The following is a 21,723-nucleotide window of genomic DNA, read 5'->3' as shown; positions in this document are numbered from 1 at the left end:
AGGCCGGTGGCCCGGCAGGTGGTCGCCCCAGGTGACGGTGGCGCGGACGGCAAATGGTCGGCCATCGCGGGGAGAAGGACGGCGGATCCGCGGCGGCCAGTGGGCATCCGCCGGTATCAGCCGACCACCGGTTTCCGGGCGACGACGAAGATGCGTCGGAAGGGGAAGACCGTGCCGTGGGGGCCGGTGGGGTAGGCCTTGCGGAGGGCGTCGCGGTATTCGGCGAGGAAGGCCTCGCGGGCGGCCGGGTCGTTCTCCAAGGCGGTCAGGACGGGGCGCAGAGCGGTGCCCTTGACCCAGTCGAGGACCGGGTCATCGCCCTTCAGGAGCTGGACGTAGGTGGTTTCCCATACGTCGGTGGCACAGCCGAGGTCGGTAAGGCGCTCCAGATAATCGGCCGGTTCGAGGATATGGACGAAGCGGCGGCCGTGCAGGGTGAGCCGTTCGCGCCATTGGGGGGCGTCGCACAGCTCGCCGAGGAGGGCGTGGCTGGGCGAGGTGAAGTTGCCGGGGACCTGGAAGGCGAACGTGCCGCCGGGGACGAGGGCATCGATCCAACGAGCAAAGGAATTCGGGTGGTTGGGGACCCACTGCAGCGCCGCGTTGGACACGATCAGGTCGTGGGTCTCCTCGGGTGCCCAGTCGGCGGCGTCGGCGGGGGCGAAGTCGAGGTGGCCGCCGCCCGCGGTGGGGCCGGCGTGGGTCTCGGCTTCCTTGAGCATCTCCGGGGAGTTGTCGTATCCGGTGATGTGGGCGTCGGGCCAGCGTGCGGCAAGCAGGGTGGTGACGTTTCCGGGGCCGCAGCCGAGGTCGGCGATGCGGGCGGGGCGGTCTTGCCGGGGCAGGTCGGGTATCCGGGCGAGAAGGTCGTGGAAGGGGCGGGTACGGTGCCCGGAGTGGCGGAGGTATTGCTGCGGATCCCAGGTTGGTGCGTCATGCATGAGCGAAACCCCTTTGCCGATGCAGGGCTGATACAAGGCTGGCACGGTCGGATTCGGGCCGTCTCGGCTGGAAACCGGGCCCCCGCCGACGATGCCCCATAGTCCAGCGAAATATATCTCGACGTCAAGAGACTTCATGTCGACAGACCCTCTACACTGATCGTCATGGAGGACGAGGTCGATCGACTGGTCGCAGCATGGCGCCGCGAGCGCCCGGACCTCGACGTGGAACCACTTGAGGTCCTCAGCCGTGTCTCCAGGCTGGCCAGACACCTTGACCGGGCCCGCCGGATCGCCTTTTCCGAGGTGGGCCTGGAGCCCTGGGAATTCGACGTACTCACCGCGCTGCGGCGCGCCGGGGCGCCGTATCAGCTCTCCCCCGGGGCGCTGCTGACACAGACGCTGGTCACCTCGGGGACGATGACCAACCGCATCGACCGGCTCGCCAAGAAGAACCTGGTCGAGCGCCTGCCCGACCCGAGCGACCGGCGTGGAGTGCTGGTCAGGCTGACGGCCGAGGGCCGCGACAAGGCCGACCAGTCACTGGCCGGGCTGCTCATCCAGGAGCGCGCGATCCTCGCCGAGCTCTCCCGCCAGCAGCGCGGCGAACTGGCGGGCCTGCTGCGGCGGTTGACCGGACCGTTCGACAACATTCCGGGTTAGCGAGGGCCGGGCCGGCCCTGGCCCAGCCCTTTCGTCAGGCCCGGCCGGGCATCCGGGCGCCGCCCCCTCCCGGCGGATCGGGCGCCGCCCCCAACGGATCGGCCCGCGGCGGATCGAGCACCGCCCTCGACGGATCGGGCGCCGCCCGCGACGGATCCGCAACCGAACCGCAAACGCGCGGCACGGCGCACACCCGCATTATTTGACGGCGCGCAAGCGACTCGCGTGCGCCCCACGAATCCGCACGCGCCCCTCTCCTCCCCCCTCTCCTCCCCCGTCTCCCTTGCCCCCCGCTCGTCTCGTGGGCTTGGATCGCGCCATGAGCCAGCAGCGCGCATCGCACCCGGCGAACGGCCCGTACGGCAAGCGGTTCGAGGGCCGTACGGTCCTGGTGACCGGTGCCGCCGCGGGGATCGGGGCGGCCACCGCCGACCGGCTGGCGGCCGAGGGGGCCGGCGTACTGCTGCTGGACATCGACGACGCACGCGGCGAACACACCGCGCGGCGGATCCGGGCGGCCGGCGGCCATGCCTCGTACGAGCACTGCGACGTGGCGGACGAGGACGACTGGCGGCGGGCGGTCGAGGCGGCACGGCGGCGCTACGGTCCGGTGGACAGGCTGGTCAGCAACGCCTTCCTGCCGTATGTGGGGTCCGCAGGACACACCCCGCTCACGGACTGGGACCGGCAGCTCGCGGTCAATCTGACCGGCTCCTTCCTCGGCGTACGCGCCGCCCTGGACGACCTGCGCGAGCGGCATGGCGCGGTGGTCCTGACCTCGTCGGTGCATGCGCTGATCGGCCTGCCGGGGCGGCCCGCGTACGCCGCGGCCAAGGCCGGGCTGACCGGACTGGGGCGCCAACTGGCCGTCGAATACGGGCCGGAGGTACGGGTCAACAGCGTGCTGCCGGGCCCTGTCCTGACGGCGGCCTGGGACGGTATCGGCGAGGAGGAACGGCGGGCCAGCGCCGCACAGACGGCGGCACGGCGGCTGGGCCGGCCCGAGGAGGTCGCCGCCGCCATCGCCTTCCTGCTCTCCCCCGAGGCGTCCTTCGTCACGGGTGCGAGCCTCGTCGTCGACGGGGGCTGGAGCGTGTACAAGAACTCTTCGTGAGCCGGCCTCGCCGATGGCGGGGCCGTGGCGCCCCGCCCGGGCTTCGATCCGTAGGGGGATCATCCATGGGCATCCATTTCGGCGGCGACTACAACCCCGAGCAGTGGCCCGAGGAGGTGTGGGCCGAGGATCTGAAGCTGATGAAGGCGGCCCATGTCACCATGGTCACCGCCGGGATCTTCTCCTGGGCCAAGGTCGAACCCCGTTCCGGGGCATGGGACTTCGGCTGGTTCGACCGTGTCATGGACGGGCTGGCGGGCGCCGGGATCGCCGTCTGTCTGGCCACCATGACCGCCTCGCCCCCGCCGTGGCTCTCCCACGCGCACCCCGGGATCCTGCCCGAGGACGCCGACGGCCGACGCCGCTGGCCCGGCGGCCGGCAGCACTACTGCCCCTCCAGCCCCGTCTACCGGACACACGCCGTACGCCTGGTCGAACAGCTCGCCGCCCGCTACGCCGGACACCCGGCGCTGGCCATGTGGCACGTCGGCAACGAATACGGATGCCACACCCGCCAGTGCTACTGCGAGGTGTCGGCCGGCGACTTCCGGCGCTGGCTGCGCGCACGCTACCGGGACATCGACGCGCTCAACGCCGCCTGGTCGACGGCCTTCTGGTCGCAGGCCTACGGCGACTTCGACGAGGTGCTGCCGCCCCGCACCGCGCCGACCTTCCCCAACCCCGCCCAGCAGCTGGACTATCTGCGCTTCGGCGACGAGGCCCTGCGCGCCTGCTATCTGGCCGAAAAGGCGGTGCTGGAGCGCGTGACCCCCCGGATTCCGGTCACCACCAATCTGATGCCCCAGCACAAGCCCGTCGACGCCTTCGCCTGGTCCGCGCACCTGGACGCGATGGCGCTGGACTTCTACCAGGACCCGTACGCGTCCGACGACCACATCCGGGCCGGCTATGTCTTCGACCTGATGCGCTCGGCGCGCTGCGGCCAGCCCTGGATGCTGCTGGAGCAGGCGCCGAGCGCGGTCAACTGGCGGCCCCGCAACGGGCCCAAACCGCCCGGCGCGATGCGACTGTGGAGCTGGCAGGCCGTCGCGCAGGGCGCGGATGCGGTGCTGTACTTCCAGTGGCGGCAGTCGCTGGGCGGCGCCGAGAAGTTCCACTCGGCGATGCTGCCGCACGGCGGGACCGACACCCGTGTCTTCCGCGAAGTATCGGACCTGGGGCGGGAGTTGGCGTCACTGCCGGGCATCGAGGGGACCCGGTCACGGGCCGGGGTGGCGCTGCTGGCGGACTGGCACAGCTGGTGGGCGCTGGAGCTGGACTCCAAGCCGTCGAACGCGCTGGACCACTCCCGGATCGCGCTGGATCATTACCGGCCGCTGTTCGAGGCGGGCGTGGCCTGCGATGTGGTCCCGCCGCAGCGCGACCTGACCGGCTACCGGCTGGTCGTGGCGCCCAATCTGTATCTGCTCACCGCGGACGACGCGGAGCGACTGACCGCCTTCGTCCGCGACGGCGGGCACCTGCTGGTGTCGTTCTTCTCCGGGATCGTCGACGCGCACGACCGGGTGCACCCCGGCGGCTGTCCGGCGCCGCTGCGGGAGCTGCTGGGGCTGCGGGTGGAGGAGTTCTGGCCGCTGGACGAGGGCCGGTCGGTCGCGGTCGGCGGTGAGGGTACTTCCCTGCTCGACCGGAGTGGAGAGCTTGGTGGGGGTACCTCCCTGCTCGACCGGAGTGGAGAGCTTGGGGGAGCGTATACGGGGCGGGCGGATCTGTGGTCGGAAGCCCTCGACCTCGAAGGGGCCGAGGCCCTCGTCCGCTTCACGGACGGGGACCTCGCCGGGCGGCCCGCGGTGACCCGGCACGCCTACGGGCGGGGCACCGCCTGGTACGTGGGCACCCGGCTCGACGCGGCGCTGATGCGGGCCCTGCTGGACGACGTACGGGCGGCGGCCGGGGTCACGCCCGTGCTGCCGGGGCTGCCGGAAGGCGTCCAGGCCACCGTCCGCGAGGGCGCGGGCGGGCGGTACCTCTTCCTGCTCAACCACGGGGCCGAGGCCGTGGAGGCCGTGCTGCCGGGGCCGATGCGGGATGCGCTGGCGGTGGTGGGCGGGGCGGGCGACGGCGCGGGCGGGGCGGACGACGGCGCGGGCGGGGCCGGTGCCAGGGCCGTCGACCGGGTCACCCTGGGCCCCCGGGGCGTGGCCGTACTGACCGAGCCCGGCCCATAGCGCGCTCCTGCGACGCTCCCGCGCGCTCGCGGCGGCCTCAAGGCCCGCCTCCCGTCCTCGGTCTCTCCGGTCCTCATCCCCTCACGGCACCGGCACCGAGGCCGCCGCGGCCGCCGCCTCCAGTTCGACCGGGCCGACCCCGGCCCTGCGGGCCAGCGCGACGGCCGCGAGGGTGGAGTGCACCCCGAGCTTGCCGAGCACGTTCTGCATATGGGTACGGACCGTGTGCGGCGAGAGGAACAGCCGCTCGGCGACCGCCTTGCGGCCCAGGCCCGCCACCATGCAGCGCAGCACCTCGCGCTCGCGCGGGGTCAGCGACTCCACCAGCCGTTCGCTCTCGGAGCGGTGCTTGCGGGCCGCCGTCAGCTCCCGCAGCACACCGGTCAGCAGCGCGGGCGGCAGATGCGTCTCGTCGCGGAGCACGCCGCGGATGACGGCGAGCAGCCGGGAGAGCGAGCAGTCCTTGGCGACCCAGCCGGAGGCGCCGGCCTGCAGCGCGGCGGCCGCGCGGCGCGGGTCGTCGCGGTCGGCGAGGACGACGGTGCGCAGATACGGATGGCTGGTGCGCAGGCCGGAGACCAGCGCGATGCCGTCCCGCGGCACGGCCCGCGGCACCGCATCGCGCGGCGCTCCCTGCGCGGGCACCGCGAGCAGCGGCGCGGCGAGGTCCGCGTCGGCGAGCAGCACGTCGAACCGGCGGCCGTCGGTGACCGCCCGGTCCAGATTGCGCAGCGCCGCGGGGGCGCTGCCCGCGGCCGCTACGTCCACGTCCTGTTCCGCGGCGAGCGCGGCCGCCAGGGATTCGGCGAAGATGCGGTGGTCGTCGACCACCAGAACCCGGATGCGTTGCACAGAGACCCCCTGTCTCGGTGAACGGACCATAGCGGGCACGACGCCCGGATTGAAGATCGCCTCAGCCGCACGGCCGCCGCCGTGCCGACATGACTACCCCACCCCGGGCGCCGTACCCGAACGGTCTCGCCCCCTGATCGACACCGGCCCCCACCGGTGCAGGGTCTCAGCGTACGGACGGGTTGCGGCAAGGGAAGGTGATTGACGAAACTGCCCCTCCACCCGGGCCGTTCGGCGCCCGCCGGGTGGCCGACACAGGCCGTTCGGCGCCCGCCCGGTGGCCGCGCGCCGCCCGGCACGCCCTACTCGATGCGGTGTGCTCCCGCGCTCGGGACGGCCTCGAAGATCCGCGGGGCGGCATGGCCGGCCGCCGCGAAGGCCTGGGTGACCGCCGCGCCGACGGCGGGGGCGTCGGCCTCTTCGACGAGCACGATCGCCGAGCCGCCGAAGCCGCCGCCGGTCATCCGGGCCCCGAGGGCGCCCGCCGCACGGGCGGTGTCGACGGCGAGATCGAGTTCCGGGCAGGAGATCTTGAAGTCGTCGCGCAGCGAGGCGTGGCCGGCCGTCAGCAGTGGGCCGATGGCGCGGGTGCGGCCCGTGTCGAGCAGCGCGACGACCTCTTCGACCCGCTGGTTCTCGCTGACGATGTGCCGGACCAGGGCCTGGGTGACGGGGTCGTCGGCCAGCCCGGCCAGGGCCTCGGGCAGATGCGCGTACGGCACCTCACGCAGGGCTCGCACGCCGAGCGCCCGCGCGCCACGCTCACAACCGGCGCGCCGCTCGGCGTATGCGCCGTCCCCCAGCTCGTGCTTCACCCGGGTGTCCACAACGACGAGCCGCAGCCCCTCCCCCGCCAGGTCGAAGGGGATCTGACGGCGGGTGAGGTCGCGGGTGTCGAGGAAGAGGGCATGGCCCTCGGTGCAGCAGGCCGCAGCGGTCTGGTCCATGATCCCGCAGGGCACGCCGACAAAGGCGTTCTCGGCCCGCTGGGCGAGCTGGGCCAGTCGCTGCGGCTGCTGTCCGAGCGCGTAGAGATCGTTCAGGGCAAGCGCGGTGACGACCTCCAGGGCGGCGGAGGAGGAGAGTCCGGCGCCGGTGGGCACCGTGCTGTCGTAGTGCAGGTCCGCGCCGCCGACCGGCAGGCCGGCCTCCCGCATCGCCCAGACGACACCGGCCGGGTAGGCGGCCCAGCCGCCACTGCGCTGCACTCCGCCCCCACTCGTCTCCAGCACCTCGGCAGCCGGGCCGACAGCCGGGCCGGGGGCCTGCCGCAGGTCATCGATGCGCAGTTCGACGATGCCGCCGTCGGCGCCGCCGGAGTGCAGCCGCAGCACCCCGTCGGTGCGGGCCGAGGCGGCGGCGAGGGTGGTGTGCGGGAGGGCCAGCGGCATCACGAAGCCGTCGTTGTAATCGGTGTGTTCACCGATCAGGTTGACCCGGCCGGGCGCCGCCCAGGTGCCCGTGGGGGCGGCGCCGTACACCGCGGTGAACTCCGCCGCGGTGTGCTGGGCGCCGTGCGGGCGCCCGAGGGCCGGGGTGGCGGCTCCGTGAGCGGTCATCAGGACTCCTTCGTCCGGTCGAGGTGCTGCGCGAACTGCCAGGCGTCGGTGACGATTTCCGCGAGGTCGGCGCGGCTGGGGCGCCAGCCGAGGCGGTCGATGGCGGTCTGCGCGGAGGCCACCAGTACGGCGGGGTCGCCGCCGCGCCGCGGGGCGGCGATCTCGGGGACGGGGTGCCCGGTGACCTTGCGGACGGTCTCGATGACCTCGCGGACGGAGAAGCCGTTGCCGTTGCCGAGGTTGCAGATCAGGTGCTCGCCCGCGGTGGCCGCGTCGAGGGCGAGGAGGTGGGCCTCGGCGAGGTCGGCGACATGGATGTAGTCGCGGACGCAGGTGCCGTCGGGGGTGGGGTAGTCCTCGCCGTAGACGGAGATCGCCTCGCGCTTGCCCTGGGCGACCTGGAGGACGAGCGGGATGAGGTGCGACTCGGGGTCGTGGCGCTCGCCGCAGCTGCCGTAGGCGCCGGCGACGTTGAAGTAGCGCAGCGAGACGGCGGCCAGGCCATGGGCCGTGGCCTCACCACTGATCATGTGGTCGACGGCGAGCTTGCTGGCACCGTACGGGCTGGTGGGCGCGGTCTCGGCGGCCTCGGTGATCGGGGTGGACTTCGGCTCGCCGTAGGTGGCGGCGGTGGAGGAGAAGACGAGGGTACGGACACCGGCCTCGCGCATCGCGGCGAGCAGGTCCATGGTGCCGCCGACGTTGTTGCGCCAGTACTTCTCGGGGTCCACGACGGACTCGCCGACCTGGGAGAAGGCGGCGAAGTGCAGCACCGCGTCGTAGGAGGGGTCGAGCCACGTGGCGGCGTCCTGGATGCGGCCCTCGATGAAACGGACGCCGGCGGGGACGCCCTCGCGGTGGCCGGTGGACAGGTCGTCCAGCACGGTCACCTCGTGACCGGCCTGCAGCAGATGCGCCGCAACGACGCTTCCGACATATCCCGCACCGCCTGTGACCAGGTACTTCTTGCTCACTTGCTCGCTACCTCTCGCAGTCGCTCGGCCGCGGCCTCCGGCGGCACATCATTGATGAACACATTCATGCCGGATTCGGAACCCGCGAGAAACTTCAGCTTGCCGGAAGTGCGGCGGATGGTGAAAAGCTCGAGGTGAAGTGCGAATTCCCCCCGGTGCTCGGCGCGCAGCGGCGCCTGGTGCCAGGCGGCGATATACGGCGTGCGGGCGGCACCGGCCGCCACCCGGGGCCCCTGGCTCGCCCCGTCCCCTTCCTTCCCGGCACCCCACCCGACGAAGATCCGGTCGAACCGCCGCAAGACTTCCAGATAGATCTGTGGGAACTCTGTGCGCGCGGCGTCGTCGAGGGCGAGCAGGTCGGGGACCCGGCGCTTGGGGTAGAGGTGCACCTCGTAGGGCCAGTGGGCGGCATACGGGACGAACGCCACCCAGTGCTCGCCTTCGAGGACGATCCGGCGGCCGTCGGCCAGCTCGCCCGCGACCACCTCGTCGAAGAGGTTGCCGCCCGCGGTGGCCGCGCGGTGTGCGGCGAGCGAGGTGAGCATGCGCTCGGTGCGCGGGGTGACGAAGGGGTACGCGTAGATCTGGCCGTGCGGGTGGCCGAGGGTGACGCCGATCTCGGCACCGCGGTTCTCGAAGCAGAAGACCTGCTCCACGCCGGGGAGCTGGGAGAGCTCCGCGGTGCGGTCGGTCCACGCTTCCAGGACCAGGGCGGCCTGCTCCTCGGTGAGGTCGGCGAAGGAGGCGTCGTGGTCGGAGGTGAAGCAGACGACCTCGCAGCGGCCGCTGTCGCCCGCGAGGGACGGGAAGCGGTTCTCGAAGACGGCGACGTCGTAGTCGGCGGCGGGGATCTCGGAGTGCCGCCCGTCACGGGAGGGGCACAGCGGGCACTCGTCGGCCGGGGGGTGGTAGGTGCGGGCCTGGCGGTGCGAGGCGATGGCGACATGGTCGCCGAGGAGCCGGTCGTGACGGATCTCGGAGGCGGTGGCCACGGGGTCGAGGGGGCGGCGGTCGGCCGCATCGCGTACGACGTCGTCACGCGAGTCGTAGTAGATGAGCTCCCGGCCGTCCGCCAGCCGGGTCGACGTCTTCTTCACGGGAGCTCCTCACCCTGCGACCAAACACAAACAAACACAATGAAGCACAACTAAACAGTCGCGTCAACGCCGGGACCGTGGGCGGGCACGCGGTGAAGCCCGGTCAGACATCTCCGACATACCGGCCACCCCGATCACGAAAGCGCAACTGAACCAAACAAAAGTATTCAGTTTCCCGAGGTCCGCGCGTAGCTTTTTGTGCGTTCCGCTCACACAAAGATGTGTCCTCCGGGGGCCGCGCTCCCGACCCGCGAAATGAGTCGCCCATGATCACCCTGGCCGAGGGGCTACGGCTCCCCACCAACGGGCTCGATTACACGATCCTGGCCATCTACTTCGTCGTCGTCCTCGGCATCGGATTCGCGGCCAAACGCAGCGTGAAGACGAGCCTGGACTTCTTCCTCTCCGGGCGGTCGCTGCCTGCCTGGGTCACCGGCCTCGCCTTCGTCGCCGCCAACCTCGGCGCCACCGAGATCCTCGGTATGGCCGCCAACGGTGCGCAGTACGGGGCCTACACCGTGCACTGGTACTGGATCGGCGCCATCCCGGCGATGGTCTTCCTGGGCCTGGTGATGATGCCGTTCTACTACGGCTCCAAGGTCCGCTCGGTGCCCGAATTCCTGCTGCACCGCTTCGGGCCCTCCTCGCACCTGCTCAGTTCGGTCATCTTCGCCGTCTCGTCCGTACTGATCGCCGGCGTGAACCTCTACGCCATGGCGATCGTGCTGCAGGCGCTGCTCGGCTGGCCGCAGTGGGTCGCGATCGTCGTCGCCGGCGTCTTCGTCCTGGCGTACATCACCATCGGCGGCCTGTCCTCGGCGATCTACAACGAGGTGCTGCAGTTCTTCGTCATCCTGGCCGCGCTGATCCCGCTGACCATCGTCGGCCTCAAGCGCGTCGGAGGCTGGGACGGCCTGACCGATTCACTCAACTCCTCGCACGGCGACGCCTTCCTGACCGCCTGGAAGGGCACCGGCATCGGCGAGGCCAACCCGCTCGGCGCGAACTGGCTCACCATCGTCCTCGGCCTCGGCTTCGTGATGAGCTTCGGCTACTGGACCACCAACTTCGCCGAGGTGCAGCGCGCACTGTCCGCGAAGAACCTCTCCGCCGCCAAGCGCACCCCGCTGATCGCCGCCTTCCCCAAGATCTTCATCCCGCTGGTGGTGGTCGTCCCCGGCCTGATCGCGCTGGTCATGGAGCCGACGCTGGGCAAGTCCAAGGACGGGCTCCAGTACAACGACGCGATCCCGGTGCTGATGCGGGACCTGCTGCCCAACGGCGTGCTGGGTATCGCGGTGACCGGTCTGCTGGCGGCGTTCATGGCGGGTATGGCCGCCAACGTCTCGTCCTTCAACACGGTCTTCACCAACGACATCTGGGCGGCCTACCTCAAGAAGGGCCGCGAGGACCGCTACTACCTGACGACCGGACGGGTGGTCACCGCGGTCGGCGTGCTGATCGGCATGGGCACGGCCTTCATCGCCTCGTCCTTCAGCAACATCATGAACTACCTCCAGACGCTGTTCTCCTTCTTCAACGTGCCCCTGTTCGTCGTCTTCATCATCGGCATGTTCTGGAAGCGGACCAGCGCCGCGGCCGGCTTCTGGGGCCTGCTCTCCGGCACGGTCGCCGCGATGGTCAACTACTTCTGGCTCTACAAGCAGGGCATCATCGCGATCCCCTCCGAGCAGGGCGCCAACTTCGTCTCCTCGATCGTGGCGTTCGTCGTCGGCGCGCTGGTGATGGTGCTCGTCACCCTGGTCACCAAGCCCAAGCCGGTCGAGTCGCTGGCGGGCCTGGTCTACGGGTCCCGGTCCCCCGGCATGGAGGAACTGCCGGCCGAGGGCGACGACGCGTGGTACCGCAAGCCGGCCCTGCTGGGCTGGGGCGCGATCGTCCTCGCCGCGATCTGCTACATCCCGTTCTCCCTCTGAGCCTGCCTACCTGCCTGAACCTGCCTGAACCAGCGGAGTTGACGCACCATGAGTGACTACCAGCACGAGGTCGAGGAGCTGGAGCGCGAATCGGCGACCGCCGCGCGGCTCTTCGACGTACGGCGCATCATCGGCGGCCTGTTCGTCGTCTACGGGGTGATCGTCACCATCGCCGGCCTGACGGCCTCGGACGCGGACCTCAAGAAGGCCCAGGACATCAACATCAACCTGTGGACGGGCCTGGGCATGCTCGCGCTCGGCCTCTTCTTCCTCATATGGCTGAAGCTGCGGCCTGCCGTGCCGCCGACGGCCGAGGAACTGCAGGCCGGGATGGAGGACGGGGCGGCCGAGGGGTGAGCGGAGGCGGGTTACTGCGGCGGCCGGGAGGGCGGGCGCTTACCGGCCGCCGCAGGCCGAAGCGCGACTACTGCGGCGGGGACGGGGGCGGATCGGCCGGACCCGCCGCCGTCACCGCACCTGCCCCCGCCCCCCTCTCCGTCCCCTCCGCGGTGCGCGCGGCACGCCCGCCCGCCGCCCGGTCCAGCAGCCCGGTGCGCGCCGCCAGGGCCGCGGCCTCCAGCCGTGACCCCACCTCCAGCTTCATCAGCACCCGCTGCACATGCGTCCGCGCCGTACTCGGCGCGATGTCCATCCCCGCCGCAATCAGCCGGGTGTCCTCGCCGTCCGCGACCCGCATCAAGACCTCGACCTCGCGCGGGGTGAGCAGCTCCAGCAGCCGCGCCCCCTCGTCGTCCGGCTGCGCGGCGGGATGCAGCAACTCCTCGAAAGCCTGCTGCAACAACTGCGGCGCCACCGCCGCCTCCCCCGCCCGCGCCTTCATCATGGCGCGCTCCACGCCTTCGATCCGCTCGTCGTTACGGACGTAACCGGAGGCACCGGCGGCAAAAGCGGCGGCGATCCCGCGCGGACTGGGAACCGGCCCCAGCACCACCACCGCGACCTGCGGCCGCTCCTTCTTGATCCGTACGACCGGGTCGAAGGCGCCAGGACGGGCCGGTGCGGCGGTCCCCAACAGGCAGACCTCGGGAGCCCGGCTCACCACCAGCTCCGCGGCCCCCGCGCTCGGCGCGGCCGCCGCCAGGACGCGGTGCCCGCGCAGCTTCAACGCCGAGGCGAGCGCCTCCGCGAGCAGACGATGATCGTCCACCACCATGAGCCGCACGCCCATCGAGCAACCCCCTCCACCCCGGCGGGCCCCGGCGCGACCCCCTGCCGGGCCGCTCGTCCCCGGGAAGCTACACGCTCGGCTGCGATACCGCGCCCCCTACCGGGAAGAAGCCCCCGGAATGCTGGAATCCCGGCCAATCTGGGCTGGTTGCTGCTGTTGGGGGGGCGGCCGGGCCTCAATGAGGGGGCGCGCAGGTCTCCGGACGGCGTCGGCCGTCAATGCGCGAACTGTTCCCTGCCGTTGGGCAGCCCCCAGGGCGAAGCGGCAGCGGAACCGGGCTGTTCCGGCGGGGTATTGCCCACCCCACCACCCGCTGGGTACCTCGGCAGCCCGAGGTACCCAGCGTCTCCCTCCGCCCGCAGCGGACCTCCAGCCTTCTCAGCCCGGGCCGTCATCCGCGCCGAGCGCATCATTCGACGTCGCCCCACTTAACGTCGGGGCCGGGAGGCCACGGCTGAGAGAAGTCGAACAGCGTCGGTTCCTCAATGCCACGCTCCGCCTCCCGCCAGGAAGGCCGACCCGAGATGAGGAAGCCGTCTCCGTTGCTGGAACTGAGCACATACGTCACCGTCGCGTCGGCAGCGACACCGTGCCGCGCAGAGATATCAGCAGCCTCGCGTTCATCCGCTCGCCGCAAGGTGAGCCCGTACATCAGGGAATTCATAAAGATAGTCTGCACGCCGCCGACGTAGATTTCGATACGCGGGCAAGGATTCATCCTTACGTCCGTGTCACTTCGCATCAGCAGTGTTTGATGCGAAACTGTATACTCCCAGATCTTAAAAAGGCGATCTGGCTCCCTGAAATTCATTCAATACCTCCTGCGCGTGGATACACTAGCCCCCCTGATATCGAACCGACTCCGGTTCGGGTACATTATGCACCCGTTGATTGCCGGAGTACCAATGTATCGAATCCCACGACCTGCCCCCGTAGTCTTCGCCTTCCGCCTGCCCCGTGTTGAACGCCCGAACGTTTCTCGCTATGACACTCATTTCCCAAGCCGTGCCATATTTTGATGGCGGATGCTCCTGCCCGGTCCCAGTACCCCAGGGCCTTCCCCGTTTCGCTGCCACTTCGAAAGCTTCCGATATGGACTCCGGAGTGCTCCCAGCTCCCGGCATTCCATCGAGAGTGATATGCAAATCCACACGTGGATCACTCACCCCACCCATCACATTCGACATCCAGACAGGCGTCCCAGCCTCCACGTTCGCATAGCGTGGACCATTGAATGTCTGAGCGTCCGGATGGCCGTTATTTCTGAGATGCTCGGCCAACATATCCGATGGCGGATTGACGCCCAGGACGATACTCGGATACCTCGGCGGCCGCTGCCCATCGTTTCCCACTTCGCAAGGGGTAAGTCCTAGCGGGTCCGTCCAGCCATGAGGGTTGTGGACGTATGCAGAAGGATTTGGAGTCGGGGCAAGGCCAAGCGGGTCTGGTGTGATGTAGTGGGCGGTCTCGGGATCATAATAACGATGGAAGTTGTAGTGCAGGCCGGTTTCCGCATCGAAGTACTGCCCAGGAAACCGCAAAGGCGTTACGGCCGTGACATGAAGAGGCCGGCGACCTTTTCGAAGTCGGTGGCGTTGTCGGCGATCTGGGCGTGGAGCTTGGTTTCCTTGTCGACGAGCTTGTCCAACTGGCGCTCGATCTTCTGGAGTTCCTTCTGGGCGGCGCGGTTGACGGCGGCGGCCTTCTTGGGGGCCGTGGTCTGCTGCGCGGGCGCCGGGGTCGCGGCCTCGATGACCTGGCGGCGGCGGTCCAGGTACTCGTCCAGGCCGCGCGGCAGCATCCGCAGGGTGGCGTCGCCGAGCAGGGCGTGGACGCGGTCGGTGGTGCGCTCGATGAAGTAGCGGTCGTGGCTGATGACGATGAGGGAGCCGGGCCAGCCGTCGAGGAGGTCCTCCAGCTGGGTCAGGGTCTCGATGTCGAGGTCGTTGGTGGGCTCGTCGAGGAAGAGGACGTTGGGCTCGTCCATCAGGAGGCGCAGGATCTGCAGGCGGCGGCGCTCACCGCCGGAGAGGTCGCCGACCGGGGTCCACTGCTTCTCCTTGGTGAAGCCGAACTTCTCGCAGAGCTGGCCGGCGGTCATCTCCCGGCCCTTGCCCAGATCGACCCGCTCGCGCACCTGCTGGACGGCCTCCAGCACCCGCAGCGTCGGCGGGAGTTCGCCGACCTCCTGGGAGAGATAGGCCAGCTTGACGGTCTTGCCGACGAGGACGCGGCCGGCGACGGGCTGCGTCTCGCCCTGGGTACGGGCCGCCTGTTCCAGCGCCCGCAGCAGTGAGGTCTTGCCGGCGCCGTTGACGCCGACCAGGCCGATCCGGTCGCCGGGGCCCAGCTGCCAGGTCAGATGCTTGAGCAGCACCTTCGGACCCGCCTGGATGCTGACGTCCTCCAGCTCGAAGACCGTCTTGCCGAGGCGGGAACTGGCGAAGTCCGTGACTCGAAAAGTGAACTTCCGGTTCACTACAGGCAATTGGTTACGGACGGAACAAACGGTCCTCGCCGCCGCGCTCGCAACCCGCGGCGAGCGATGTGATTGAACAAAAGAGAAACTGCCAGCCGGTATCCGCAGATGATGCCCTGCGCCTCACTGTCAGCGTCATGTGCCAAAGTAGGTTCACCAGTTCACCAGTTCACCAGTTCTACAGTCCCAACGTTTCCCGGGCGAATAGGGGGATCCGTTCCGCATGCCTTTGACCGACGAGATAGCGGCAGTCCACGCCGGACAGCCCGATCCAGGCGCGCTGGTAGGAGAGTTCCGCCGCACCCACGTCCTGCTCCCGGCGGTCGACGACACCTTCCTGTCGGCCGAGTTGGACGGCATCCGCTGGCTGTACGCCTTCACCGACGAGGACGCGCTGAGCCGCTTCGCGCTGTCCCGGGGGAGCGAGCCCGGGACGGAGTGGCAGTACGTATCGGTGTCCGGTGCTCGGGTCCTTGACGTGCTGATTCCTGCGATCGAGGGTCCGACGGGGGTGGCGCTGGACGCGGGGAGCGAGCAGGGGGCGCTCTTCCCTCCGGTGCCCGGAATCGTGCCCGACAGCGTCGCCGTCGACGCATCGGCAGGCGACATGTCCGAAACCGCATCACTCAGGGGGAAGGCGCAGGAATGGGCCTGATACATGGCGCCGGATATGAGCTCGACCCGGAGGCTTTCGGGGAACTCACCAAGGGCATCAGGGAGGCGACGGCCGAACTGAAGGAGTTGGGTTTCGACATCGAAGCCCAACTCGGCCGTGGTTTCGACAGATTGTCCCTGGACAGCGTGGAATGCGGCGACGACGGTCTGGCGTCGGTTATGGAATCGTTCTGCGACCGCTGGGGCTGGGGCGTGCGCAGCTTGATGCAGGATGCCAACGAATTCTCGAAGAAGCTGGGGCTGACCGCCGGCATCTATTACGAGCAGGAGCAGTACGTCTCGGACGCGCTGAAGCAGACGACGAACGCGGCGATGGGGGATCCGAGCCTGACGGCCGAGCAGCTGCACAAGCGGTCCTGGAGCCAGATCGGCGCTGACAATCCCTTTGAGCAGAGTCTGCACCCGGACTTCGATCCGAACTCCGCGGAGTCGCAGGAGGCACGGGACAAGATGATGGGCGCGGCCCAGAAGACCGGTCAGGACTTCCACTCCGTCCCCGACCGGATGACGCACCCCTTTGACGACCCTGCCGAGGTCACTACGAAGTTCCACGAGGCCAAGAAGTCCGAAGACCACGGGGGCAGTAACAAGTGAACTGGCTGGGGGATTTCACCAACAAGGTCGGCGAGGGTGCGAGCGAGTTCACCGACGCCGTGGAACGCGGTGCCGGTGAGGTCGTGGAGTTCGGCGCCGACAAGGCGGGGGACGCCCTGGACATGGTGGGGGCGGACGGCGCGGCCGATGCCGTCCGCTCGGGCGGCGACAAGCTCGCCGGAGCGCTGGGCGCCCATGTCGACGAGCGCCAGCTCGGGGAGACCGAGGACCCCAAGGAACTCATCCACGGCGACGTCGAGAAGATCAACGAGAGCGCGTCGCATCTGAAGGACTTTTCGGCGGCCTTCGACCGGGTGGCCGACAGCATGCGCAAGCTGGGCTCGCACAGAGGCTGGGGCGGCAAGGCCGCCGACGCCTTCCGTGAGAAGTTCGAGATGCATCCCAAGGAGTGGATGCATGCGGCCGATGCCTGCGGTGACGCCTCGAAGGCGCTGAAGTCGTATGCGGAGACGGTCTCCTGGGCGCAGGGCAAAGCCGCCGACGCGATCGAGAAGTACCAGAAGGCAGAGGAGGCGACGCGGAAGGCCAACGAGCTCTACGGGGCCAAGGTGAAGTTCTACCTCGGGGACGTCGAGGCCTGGAACGACATTGCAAAGAGTGGCGCGGATCCGGGGCCGGCGCCGCAGAAGCCCGATGAGTTCGTCGATCCGGGCGACGGGGGCCGAGAGGCGGCTCAGGGGATACTCAAGGAGGCCCGAAGCCAACGCAACGAGGCCGCCGAAAAGGCCCGCCATGCCATCAAGGGGGCTTTGGCCCACGCACCGGACAAGCCCGCGTTCACCGACTTGGCGGGGGCTGCCCTGAAGGACGGCGGCAAGGCGTTCGTCCTGGAGCACATGCACCTGGCCGGCGGCGCGCTGAAGGCCGGCGCCGAGACGTTGAAGCTCGCCCGCATGGTCAACCCCATGGACCCCTACAACATCACCCACCCCTGGAAGTTCCTGGCCAACGCCGGCACCACGCTCCTGGGCCTGGCTCAGGCTCCCCTCCACCCGATCAACACCGCCAAGGGCTTGCTCGGCTCGGGCTGGGGCAGCGACCCGGCTGACGCGTACGGTGCCTTCCTGCTGAACCTCGTCGGAGGCAAGGGCGCCGGCGGGCTGGCCAAGGGGGCGGCAAAGGCGGCGGCCAAGGACGTCGCCAAAGGGGCTGCGCGGTCAGCCGTCAAGGACGGCGGCAAGCGCACCATCATGGACCGGGCCCGTATCGCCTGGTGCAAGACCTTCGGCAACGACCCCATCGACATGGCCACCGGCCGGATGATCCTGCCGCAGACCGACATCACCCTCCCCGGCAGCCTCCCCCTCACCTTCACCCGTACCTTCGAGTCGTCCTACCGCACCGGCCGCTGGTTCGGTCCGACGTGGATGAGCACCGTCGACCAGCGGCTGGAGATCGACGCCGAGGGCGTCATCCTCATCGGCGAGGAGGGCAACTTCCTCCTCTACCCGCACCCAGCCGTAGGCGTGCCCACCCTCCCCACCGAGGGCGACGGCCACCCCCTGGAGCGCACCCCGGACGGCGACTACCTCCTCACCGACCCGGTCACCGGCACCCGCCGCTACTTCACCACCTACACCGAAGACCTCGCCGTCCTCGACGAGATATCCGACCGCCGCGGCAACCACCACACCTTCGACTACACCGAAGACGGCACCCCCACCGCCATCACCCACAGCGCCGGCTACCGCCTCCTGCTCACCACGGACGAGGGCCGCATCACCGCCCTCCACCTGGCAGGCGCGGCCCCCGACGGCTCCGACCAGCTGCTGATGACGTACGGCTACGACGCCGCCGGCAACCTCATCACCACCACCAACTCGTCCGGCCTCCCGCTCCGCTTCACCTACGACGACCACGGCCGCATCACGTCCTGGACGGACACCAACAACAGCAGTTACACCTACGTCTACGACGACGATGACCGCTGCACGTCACAGGGCGGCATAGCGGGCCACCTGCGCGCCCAGTTCACCTGGGGCGAGCCGGATCCCGTAACGGGCCTGCGCACCAATCTGCTCCACAACTCCCAGGGCGGCGTCACCCGCTACGAGGTCAACGAACGCCACCAGATCGTCGCGGAGACCGACCCCACCGGCGCCACCACCCGCACGGTCCGCGACGCCAAACACCGTGTCCTGGCCACCACCGATGCCCTCGGCCGCACCACCCGCTTCACCTACGACGACGAGGGCCGCCCTACCGTCGTCGCCCTCCCTGACGGCTCCACCGCCGCCACCAGCTACAACGACCTCGGCCTGCCCCTGACCACCACCGGTCCGGACGGCACCACCTGGACCCACACCTACGACGCCGACGGCAACCGGACCTTTACCACCGACCCCACCGGCGCCACCACCGCCTACACCCACGACGCCCGCGGCCACATCTCCTCGATCACCGACGCCCTCGGCAACACCACCCGCCTCTACTGCAACGAGGCCGGGCTGCCCCTGACCGTCACCGACCCGCTGGGCGCCACCACCCGCTACCGTCGCGACGCCTTCGGGCGCTCCACTTCCGTCACCGACCCCCTGGGTGAGACAACGCACATGGTGTGGACGGTGGAGGGAAAGCTCGCCGCCCGCATCGATGCGTCCGGGGCCACAGAAGAGTGGACGTATGACGGCGAGGGCAACCGCCTCTCCCGCACCGACGCCATCGGCCAGACCACCCGCTTCGAGTACAGCCACTTCGACCTGCTCACGGCCCGCACGGACCCAGACGGCGTCCGCCACGAGTTCACCCACGACACCGAACTCCGCCTCACCCAGGTCACCAACCCCCAGGGCCTGACCTGGAACTACGCCTACGACGGCGCCGGCCGCCTCATATCCGAGACGGACTTCGACGACCGCGTCCTGGCCTACACCCACGATCCGGCGGGCCAACTGCTGACCCGCACCAACACCCTCGGCGAGGTCACCAGCTACACCCGCGACACCCTCGGCCGCATCACCGAGAAGAACGCCGCCGGCCTGGTCACCACGTTCGCCCACGACGCCTCCGGCAACCTCCAGCAAGCCGCCAACCCCGACGCGACGGTCACCTACACCCGCGACATCCTCGGCCGCGTCACCGCCGAGTCCGTCAACGGCCGCACCATGACGTTCACCTACGACGCCCTGGGCCGCCGCACCTCCCGCACCACCCCCACCGGCCACACCACCACCTACGCCTACGACGCGGCGGGCAACCGCACCGCCATGGACATCGCCGGCCACGTCCTCACCTTCGACCACGACGCCGCAGGCCAGGAACTCACCCGCACCATCGGCGACCATCTCCAGCTCGCCCACACCTGGGATCCCACCGGCCGCCTCACCGGCCAATCCCTCACCACAGCAGGCACGGGCGCACTCCAGTCCCCCACCGAGGCGACCCGTCCGGAGAACCCTGCGGCCGCCGAAGCCCAACGGGTCCTCCACCGCGGCTACACCTACCGCCCCGACGGCAACCTCACCTCGATCGACGACTCCCACACCGGCCGCCGCACCTTCGACCTCGACCGCGCCGGCCGCGTCACCGCCGTCCACGCCACTGACTGGACCGAAACCTACGCCTACGACGAAGCCGGCAACCAAACCCACGCCACCTGGCCCGACTGCCATGCCAGCCCCTCAGCCCGAGGCGACCGCACCTACACCGGCACCAACATCACCCGCGCCGGCCGCATCCGCTACGAACACGACGAACTCGGCCGAGTAACCCTCCGTCAAAAGTCCCGCCCTTCTCATAAACCCGACACTTGGCGCTACACCTGGAACGCCGAAGACCGCCTCACCTCGGTCATCACCCCCGACGGCACTACTTGGCGCTACCTCTACGACCCCTTCGGCCGTCGAATGGCCAAACAACGCCTCGCTTCCAAGGGCGAAGCAGTCGTCGAGCAAACAGACTTCACCTGGGATGGCCCCACCCTCACCGAACAAAGCACCCATGTACCACACCGCCAGGAAGCCCTAGCCATCACCTGGGATCAGCAGGGAATCTTCCCTCTCGCCCAAACCGAACGCAAAACCACCGCCCTGGCCAATGCCCCTCAACAGGTAATAGACCAGCGCTTCTTCGCCATCGCCACCGACCTGGTCGGCTTCCCCACCGAACTCGTCGACACTTCCGGCTTCATTGCCTGGCACGCCCGCACCACTCTCTGGGGCACTACCACCTGGAACCGAGACGCCACCGCCTATACCCCCATCCGTTTCCCGGGCCAATATTTTGACGCCGAGACCCAACTCCACTACAACGCTCACCGTTACTACGACCCAACTACAGCGCGCTACCTCAGCCCAGATCCCCTCGGCCTTCTCCCCGATCCAAACCACCACACTTACGTCGACAATCCGACTGCTGATTTCGACCTACTGGGGCTTTCCCCGTGTACAGATAGGGGAGGCTGGTACGGAGCACTCCAGCCGGCACGTACCGGGAACGAAATCAACCACATCCCCGCCAAGTCGGCGTACAAGCACCTCACGGACCCCCGGCTCACCGAACACATGGGGCCAGCCATCCGGATGGAACGCCCAGATCACCGCGACGTGTCGAGTACAGGGAGCAGCCGGGAGGCCAAAGCCTGGCAGGCCCAGCAGCGGTCCCTCATCGACCAAGGCAGGATCGACGAGGCCATCAAGATGGACATCGACGACATCCGGTCCCGGTTCGACAGCAAGTACGATCAGCACATCCAAGATATGATCCAAAGCCTGCCGGACAATAAAGGGTTTCAGAACTTCCTCAACCAAAATGGCTGGACCATCAACTACGACCTATTGAAGTGAGGCACTCCATGGACTTCATCCTCGATCCGCCGAATGGTGTTTCTGCACTACGGATCGGAATGAGCTACGAGCAGGCCCTGGCAGCAATCTCTGATTGGGGGACTCCGAGCGTGTCAGGGCCCTATGCTCATACATCCACTGTGAAAATTCGGGTGGATTACCGCAGCATGGATATTGTTGCTCACCTCGAAGGTGGAGACACCGTTACCGCTGTCGAGCTGTGGCGCTTTGAAGAGGATTCACGGGATGTGCGGGTCCTACTCGAAGGTACTGATGTTTTCCGTACTCCGGCTCGTGCGGTGTTGCGGCAACAGGCCGATCGAGGACGCAGGGTTGACGAGAGCGACCCGGAGAACCCCGTGATTCCGGAAGTCACGCTGGCCTTTACCCGCGAAACGGGTCAAGAGACACCCCGTGAATTGGACGGACTTCCCATGTACTTCACATCAGTACTCGTAGCAGGCGTGGACTACTACTAAGGACGCCCCACTCCAGACGCCATGCACCACATTCAACTAGGAGGCACTGCCCATGCCCCCGTTTCAGCCGTACGCTGGCTGGGACGGCCACGCCACCTAGGGGGCACGCATGGATCTGTCGGACGAGCTCAGTACTGGCGAGCGGGTAAGGGTTCTTCGGGAGTCGCGTGGCATGA

Annotated in this window: 17 protein-coding genes and 1 pseudogene; 9 read left to right on the top strand and 9 right to left on the bottom strand. The window is 69.0% G+C overall.

The features are described from left to right. Positions 1 to 116: 116 nt before the first annotated feature. Positions 117 to 941: a trans-aconitate 2-methyltransferase gene (locus ACF088_RS36535; protein ID WP_392380230.1), complete on the bottom strand. Its 825-nt coding sequence runs from the start codon at positions 939 to 941 to the stop codon at positions 117 to 119. 165 nt (positions 942 to 1,106) lie between these two features. On the opposite strand from ACF088_RS36535, the gene ACF088_RS36530 reads away from it, so the two are divergent. The 3 genes from ACF088_RS36530 to ACF088_RS36520 all read left to right on the top strand — a co-directional run bounded on the left by ACF088_RS36530 (position 1,107) and on the right by ACF088_RS36520 (position 4,907). Further along, positions 1,107 to 1,604, top strand: a complete 498-nt coding sequence (locus tag ACF088_RS36530; protein ID WP_088798071.1) for a MarR family winged helix-turn-helix transcriptional regulator — start codon at positions 1,107 to 1,109, stop codon at positions 1,602 to 1,604. 319 nt (positions 1,605 to 1,923) lie between these two features. Continuing rightward, a complete protein-coding gene (locus ACF088_RS36525; RefSeq protein WP_392380229.1) occupies positions 1,924 to 2,718 on the top strand; it encodes an SDR family NAD(P)-dependent oxidoreductase in 795 nt (264 codons plus the stop codon). 65 nt (positions 2,719 to 2,783) lie between these two features. Next, positions 2,784 to 4,907 carry a beta-galactosidase gene (locus tag ACF088_RS36520; protein WP_392380228.1) on the top strand — a complete coding sequence of 708 codons (2,124 nt, stop codon included), beginning with the start codon at positions 2,784 to 2,786 and terminating at the stop codon, positions 4,905 to 4,907. Between the two features lie 81 nt (positions 4,908 to 4,988). On the opposite strand, the gene ACF088_RS36515 is transcribed toward ACF088_RS36520, so the two are convergent. From ACF088_RS36515 to galT, 4 genes are all read right to left on the bottom strand, one after another. Beyond that, positions 4,989 to 5,759, bottom strand: coding sequence for a response regulator transcription factor (locus ACF088_RS36515; protein WP_336054058.1), 771 nt, complete (start codon positions 5,757 to 5,759; stop codon positions 4,989 to 4,991). Positions 5,760 to 6,061: 302 nt separating this feature from the next. Continuing rightward, entirely contained in the window at positions 6,062 to 7,318 is a 1,257-nt protein-coding gene (galK, locus tag ACF088_RS36510; protein WP_392380227.1) for a galactokinase, read from the bottom strand. Further along, positions 7,318 to 8,292: a UDP-glucose 4-epimerase GalE gene (gene galE / locus ACF088_RS36505; RefSeq protein WP_392380226.1), complete on the bottom strand. Its 975-nt coding sequence runs from the start codon at positions 8,290 to 8,292 to the stop codon at positions 7,318 to 7,320. Before galE ends, galK begins: the two co-directional genes overlap by 1 nt. Continuing rightward, complete coding sequence (gene galT / locus ACF088_RS36500) at positions 8,289 to 9,389, bottom strand: galactose-1-phosphate uridylyltransferase (RefSeq protein ID WP_392380225.1); 1,101 nt, start codon at positions 9,387 to 9,389, stop codon at positions 8,289 to 8,291. The genes galE and galT overlap by 4 nt, the downstream gene beginning before the upstream one ends. Positions 9,390 to 9,655: 266 nt before the next feature. Between galT and ACF088_RS36495 the strand changes: the two genes are divergently transcribed. Further along, positions 9,656 to 11,326 carry a sodium:solute symporter family protein gene (locus ACF088_RS36495; protein ID WP_392380224.1) on the top strand — a complete coding sequence of 557 codons (1,671 nt, stop codon included), beginning with the start codon at positions 9,656 to 9,658 and terminating at the stop codon, positions 11,324 to 11,326. Positions 11,327 to 11,374: 48 nt separating this feature from the next. Continuing rightward, the gene (locus tag ACF088_RS36490; RefSeq protein WP_392380222.1) at positions 11,375 to 11,683 is read left to right on the top strand and encodes a hypothetical protein; all 309 of its coding nucleotides are present in this window, start codon (positions 11,375 to 11,377) and stop codon (positions 11,681 to 11,683) included. 67 nt (positions 11,684 to 11,750) lie between these two features. Here ACF088_RS36490 and ACF088_RS36485 read toward each other — a convergent pair whose 3' ends face one another. The 4 genes and pseudogenes from ACF088_RS36485 to ACF088_RS36470 form a co-directional block, all read right to left on the bottom strand. Further along, a complete protein-coding gene (locus ACF088_RS36485; RefSeq protein WP_392380221.1) occupies positions 11,751 to 12,515 on the bottom strand; it encodes a response regulator transcription factor in 765 nt (254 codons plus the stop codon). A 409-nt stretch (positions 12,516 to 12,924) separates the two neighbouring features. Next, positions 12,925 to 13,326, bottom strand: a complete 402-nt coding sequence (locus ACF088_RS36480; RefSeq protein WP_392380220.1) for a hypothetical protein — start codon at positions 13,324 to 13,326, stop codon at positions 12,925 to 12,927. 25 nt (positions 13,327 to 13,351) lie between these two features. Further along, on the bottom strand, positions 13,352 to 14,056 hold the full coding sequence (locus ACF088_RS36475) for an RHS repeat-associated core domain-containing protein (RefSeq protein WP_392380219.1): 705 nt from the start codon (positions 14,054 to 14,056) through the stop codon (positions 13,352 to 13,354). 23 nt (positions 14,057 to 14,079) lie between these two features. Continuing rightward, positions 14,080 to 14,961, bottom strand: a pseudogene (locus tag ACF088_RS36470) (ATP-binding cassette domain-containing protein); the annotation flags it as partial. Between the two features lie 256 nt (positions 14,962 to 15,217). On the opposite strand from ACF088_RS36470, the gene ACF088_RS36465 reads away from it, so the two are divergent. The 4 genes from ACF088_RS36465 to ACF088_RS36450 are packed head-to-tail and all read left to right on the top strand — an operon-like array spanning position 15,218 to position 21,547. Further along, complete coding sequence (locus ACF088_RS36465; protein ID WP_392380218.1) at positions 15,218 to 15,649, top strand: SseB family protein; 432 nt, start codon at positions 15,218 to 15,220, stop codon at positions 15,647 to 15,649. Further along, a complete protein-coding gene (locus tag ACF088_RS36460) occupies positions 15,640 to 16,263 on the top strand; it encodes a hypothetical protein (protein WP_392380216.1) in 624 nt (207 codons plus the stop codon). Before ACF088_RS36465 ends, ACF088_RS36460 begins: the two co-directional genes overlap by 10 nt. Beyond that, the gene (locus tag ACF088_RS36455) at positions 16,260 to 21,068 is read left to right on the top strand and encodes a putative T7SS-secreted protein (protein WP_392380215.1); all 4,809 of its coding nucleotides are present in this window, start codon (positions 16,260 to 16,262) and stop codon (positions 21,066 to 21,068) included. Before ACF088_RS36460 ends, ACF088_RS36455 begins: the two co-directional genes overlap by 4 nt. 8 nt (positions 21,069 to 21,076) lie before the next feature. Then, positions 21,077 to 21,547 carry a hypothetical protein gene (locus tag ACF088_RS36450; RefSeq protein WP_392380214.1) on the top strand — a complete coding sequence of 157 codons (471 nt, stop codon included), beginning with the start codon at positions 21,077 to 21,079 and terminating at the stop codon, positions 21,545 to 21,547. Positions 21,548 to 21,723 lie beyond the last annotated feature (176 nt).

Origin of the sequence: Streptomyces sp. NPDC015125, assembly GCF_043080045.1 — a bacterium.
Classification (GTDB): Bacteria; Actinomycetota; Actinomycetes; order Streptomycetales; family Streptomycetaceae; genus Streptomyces.
This window is presented reverse-complemented; position numbering and strand designations above follow the sequence as displayed.

What these genes read in the sequence shown, in the direction of transcription:
- ACF088_RS36535 (WP_392380230.1), bottom strand. Translation starts at nt 941, where the DNA reads ATGCATGACGCACCAACCTGGGATCCGCAGCAATACCTCCGCCACTCC.
- ACF088_RS36530 (WP_088798071.1), top strand. Translation starts at nt 1,107, where the DNA reads ATGGAGGACGAGGTCGATCGACTGGTCGCAGCATGGCGCCGCGAGCGC.
- ACF088_RS36525 (WP_392380229.1), top strand. Translation starts at nt 1,924, where the DNA reads ATGAGCCAGCAGCGCGCATCGCACCCGGCGAACGGCCCGTACGGCAAG.
- ACF088_RS36520 (WP_392380228.1), top strand. Translation starts at nt 2,784, where the DNA reads ATGGGCATCCATTTCGGCGGCGACTACAACCCCGAGCAGTGGCCCGAG.
- galK (WP_392380227.1), bottom strand. Translation starts at nt 7,318, where the DNA reads ATGACCGCTCACGGAGCCGCCACCCCGGCCCTCGGGCGCCCGCACGGC.
- ACF088_RS36495 (WP_392380224.1), top strand. Translation starts at nt 9,656, where the DNA reads ATGATCACCCTGGCCGAGGGGCTACGGCTCCCCACCAACGGGCTCGAT.
- ACF088_RS36490 (WP_392380222.1), top strand. Translation starts at nt 11,375, where the DNA reads ATGAGTGACTACCAGCACGAGGTCGAGGAGCTGGAGCGCGAATCGGCG.
- ACF088_RS36485 (WP_392380221.1), bottom strand. Translation starts at nt 12,515, where the DNA reads ATGGGCGTGCGGCTCATGGTGGTGGACGATCATCGTCTGCTCGCGGAG.
- ACF088_RS36480 (WP_392380220.1), bottom strand. Translation starts at nt 13,326, where the DNA reads ATGAATTTCAGGGAGCCAGATCGCCTTTTTAAGATCTGGGAGTATACA.
- ACF088_RS36465 (WP_392380218.1), top strand. Translation starts at nt 15,218, where the DNA reads ATGCCTTTGACCGACGAGATAGCGGCAGTCCACGCCGGACAGCCCGAT.
- ACF088_RS36460 (WP_392380216.1), top strand. Translation starts at nt 15,640, where the DNA reads ATGGGCCTGATACATGGCGCCGGATATGAGCTCGACCCGGAGGCTTTC.
- ACF088_RS36450 (WP_392380214.1), top strand. Translation starts at nt 21,077, where the DNA reads ATGGACTTCATCCTCGATCCGCCGAATGGTGTTTCTGCACTACGGATC.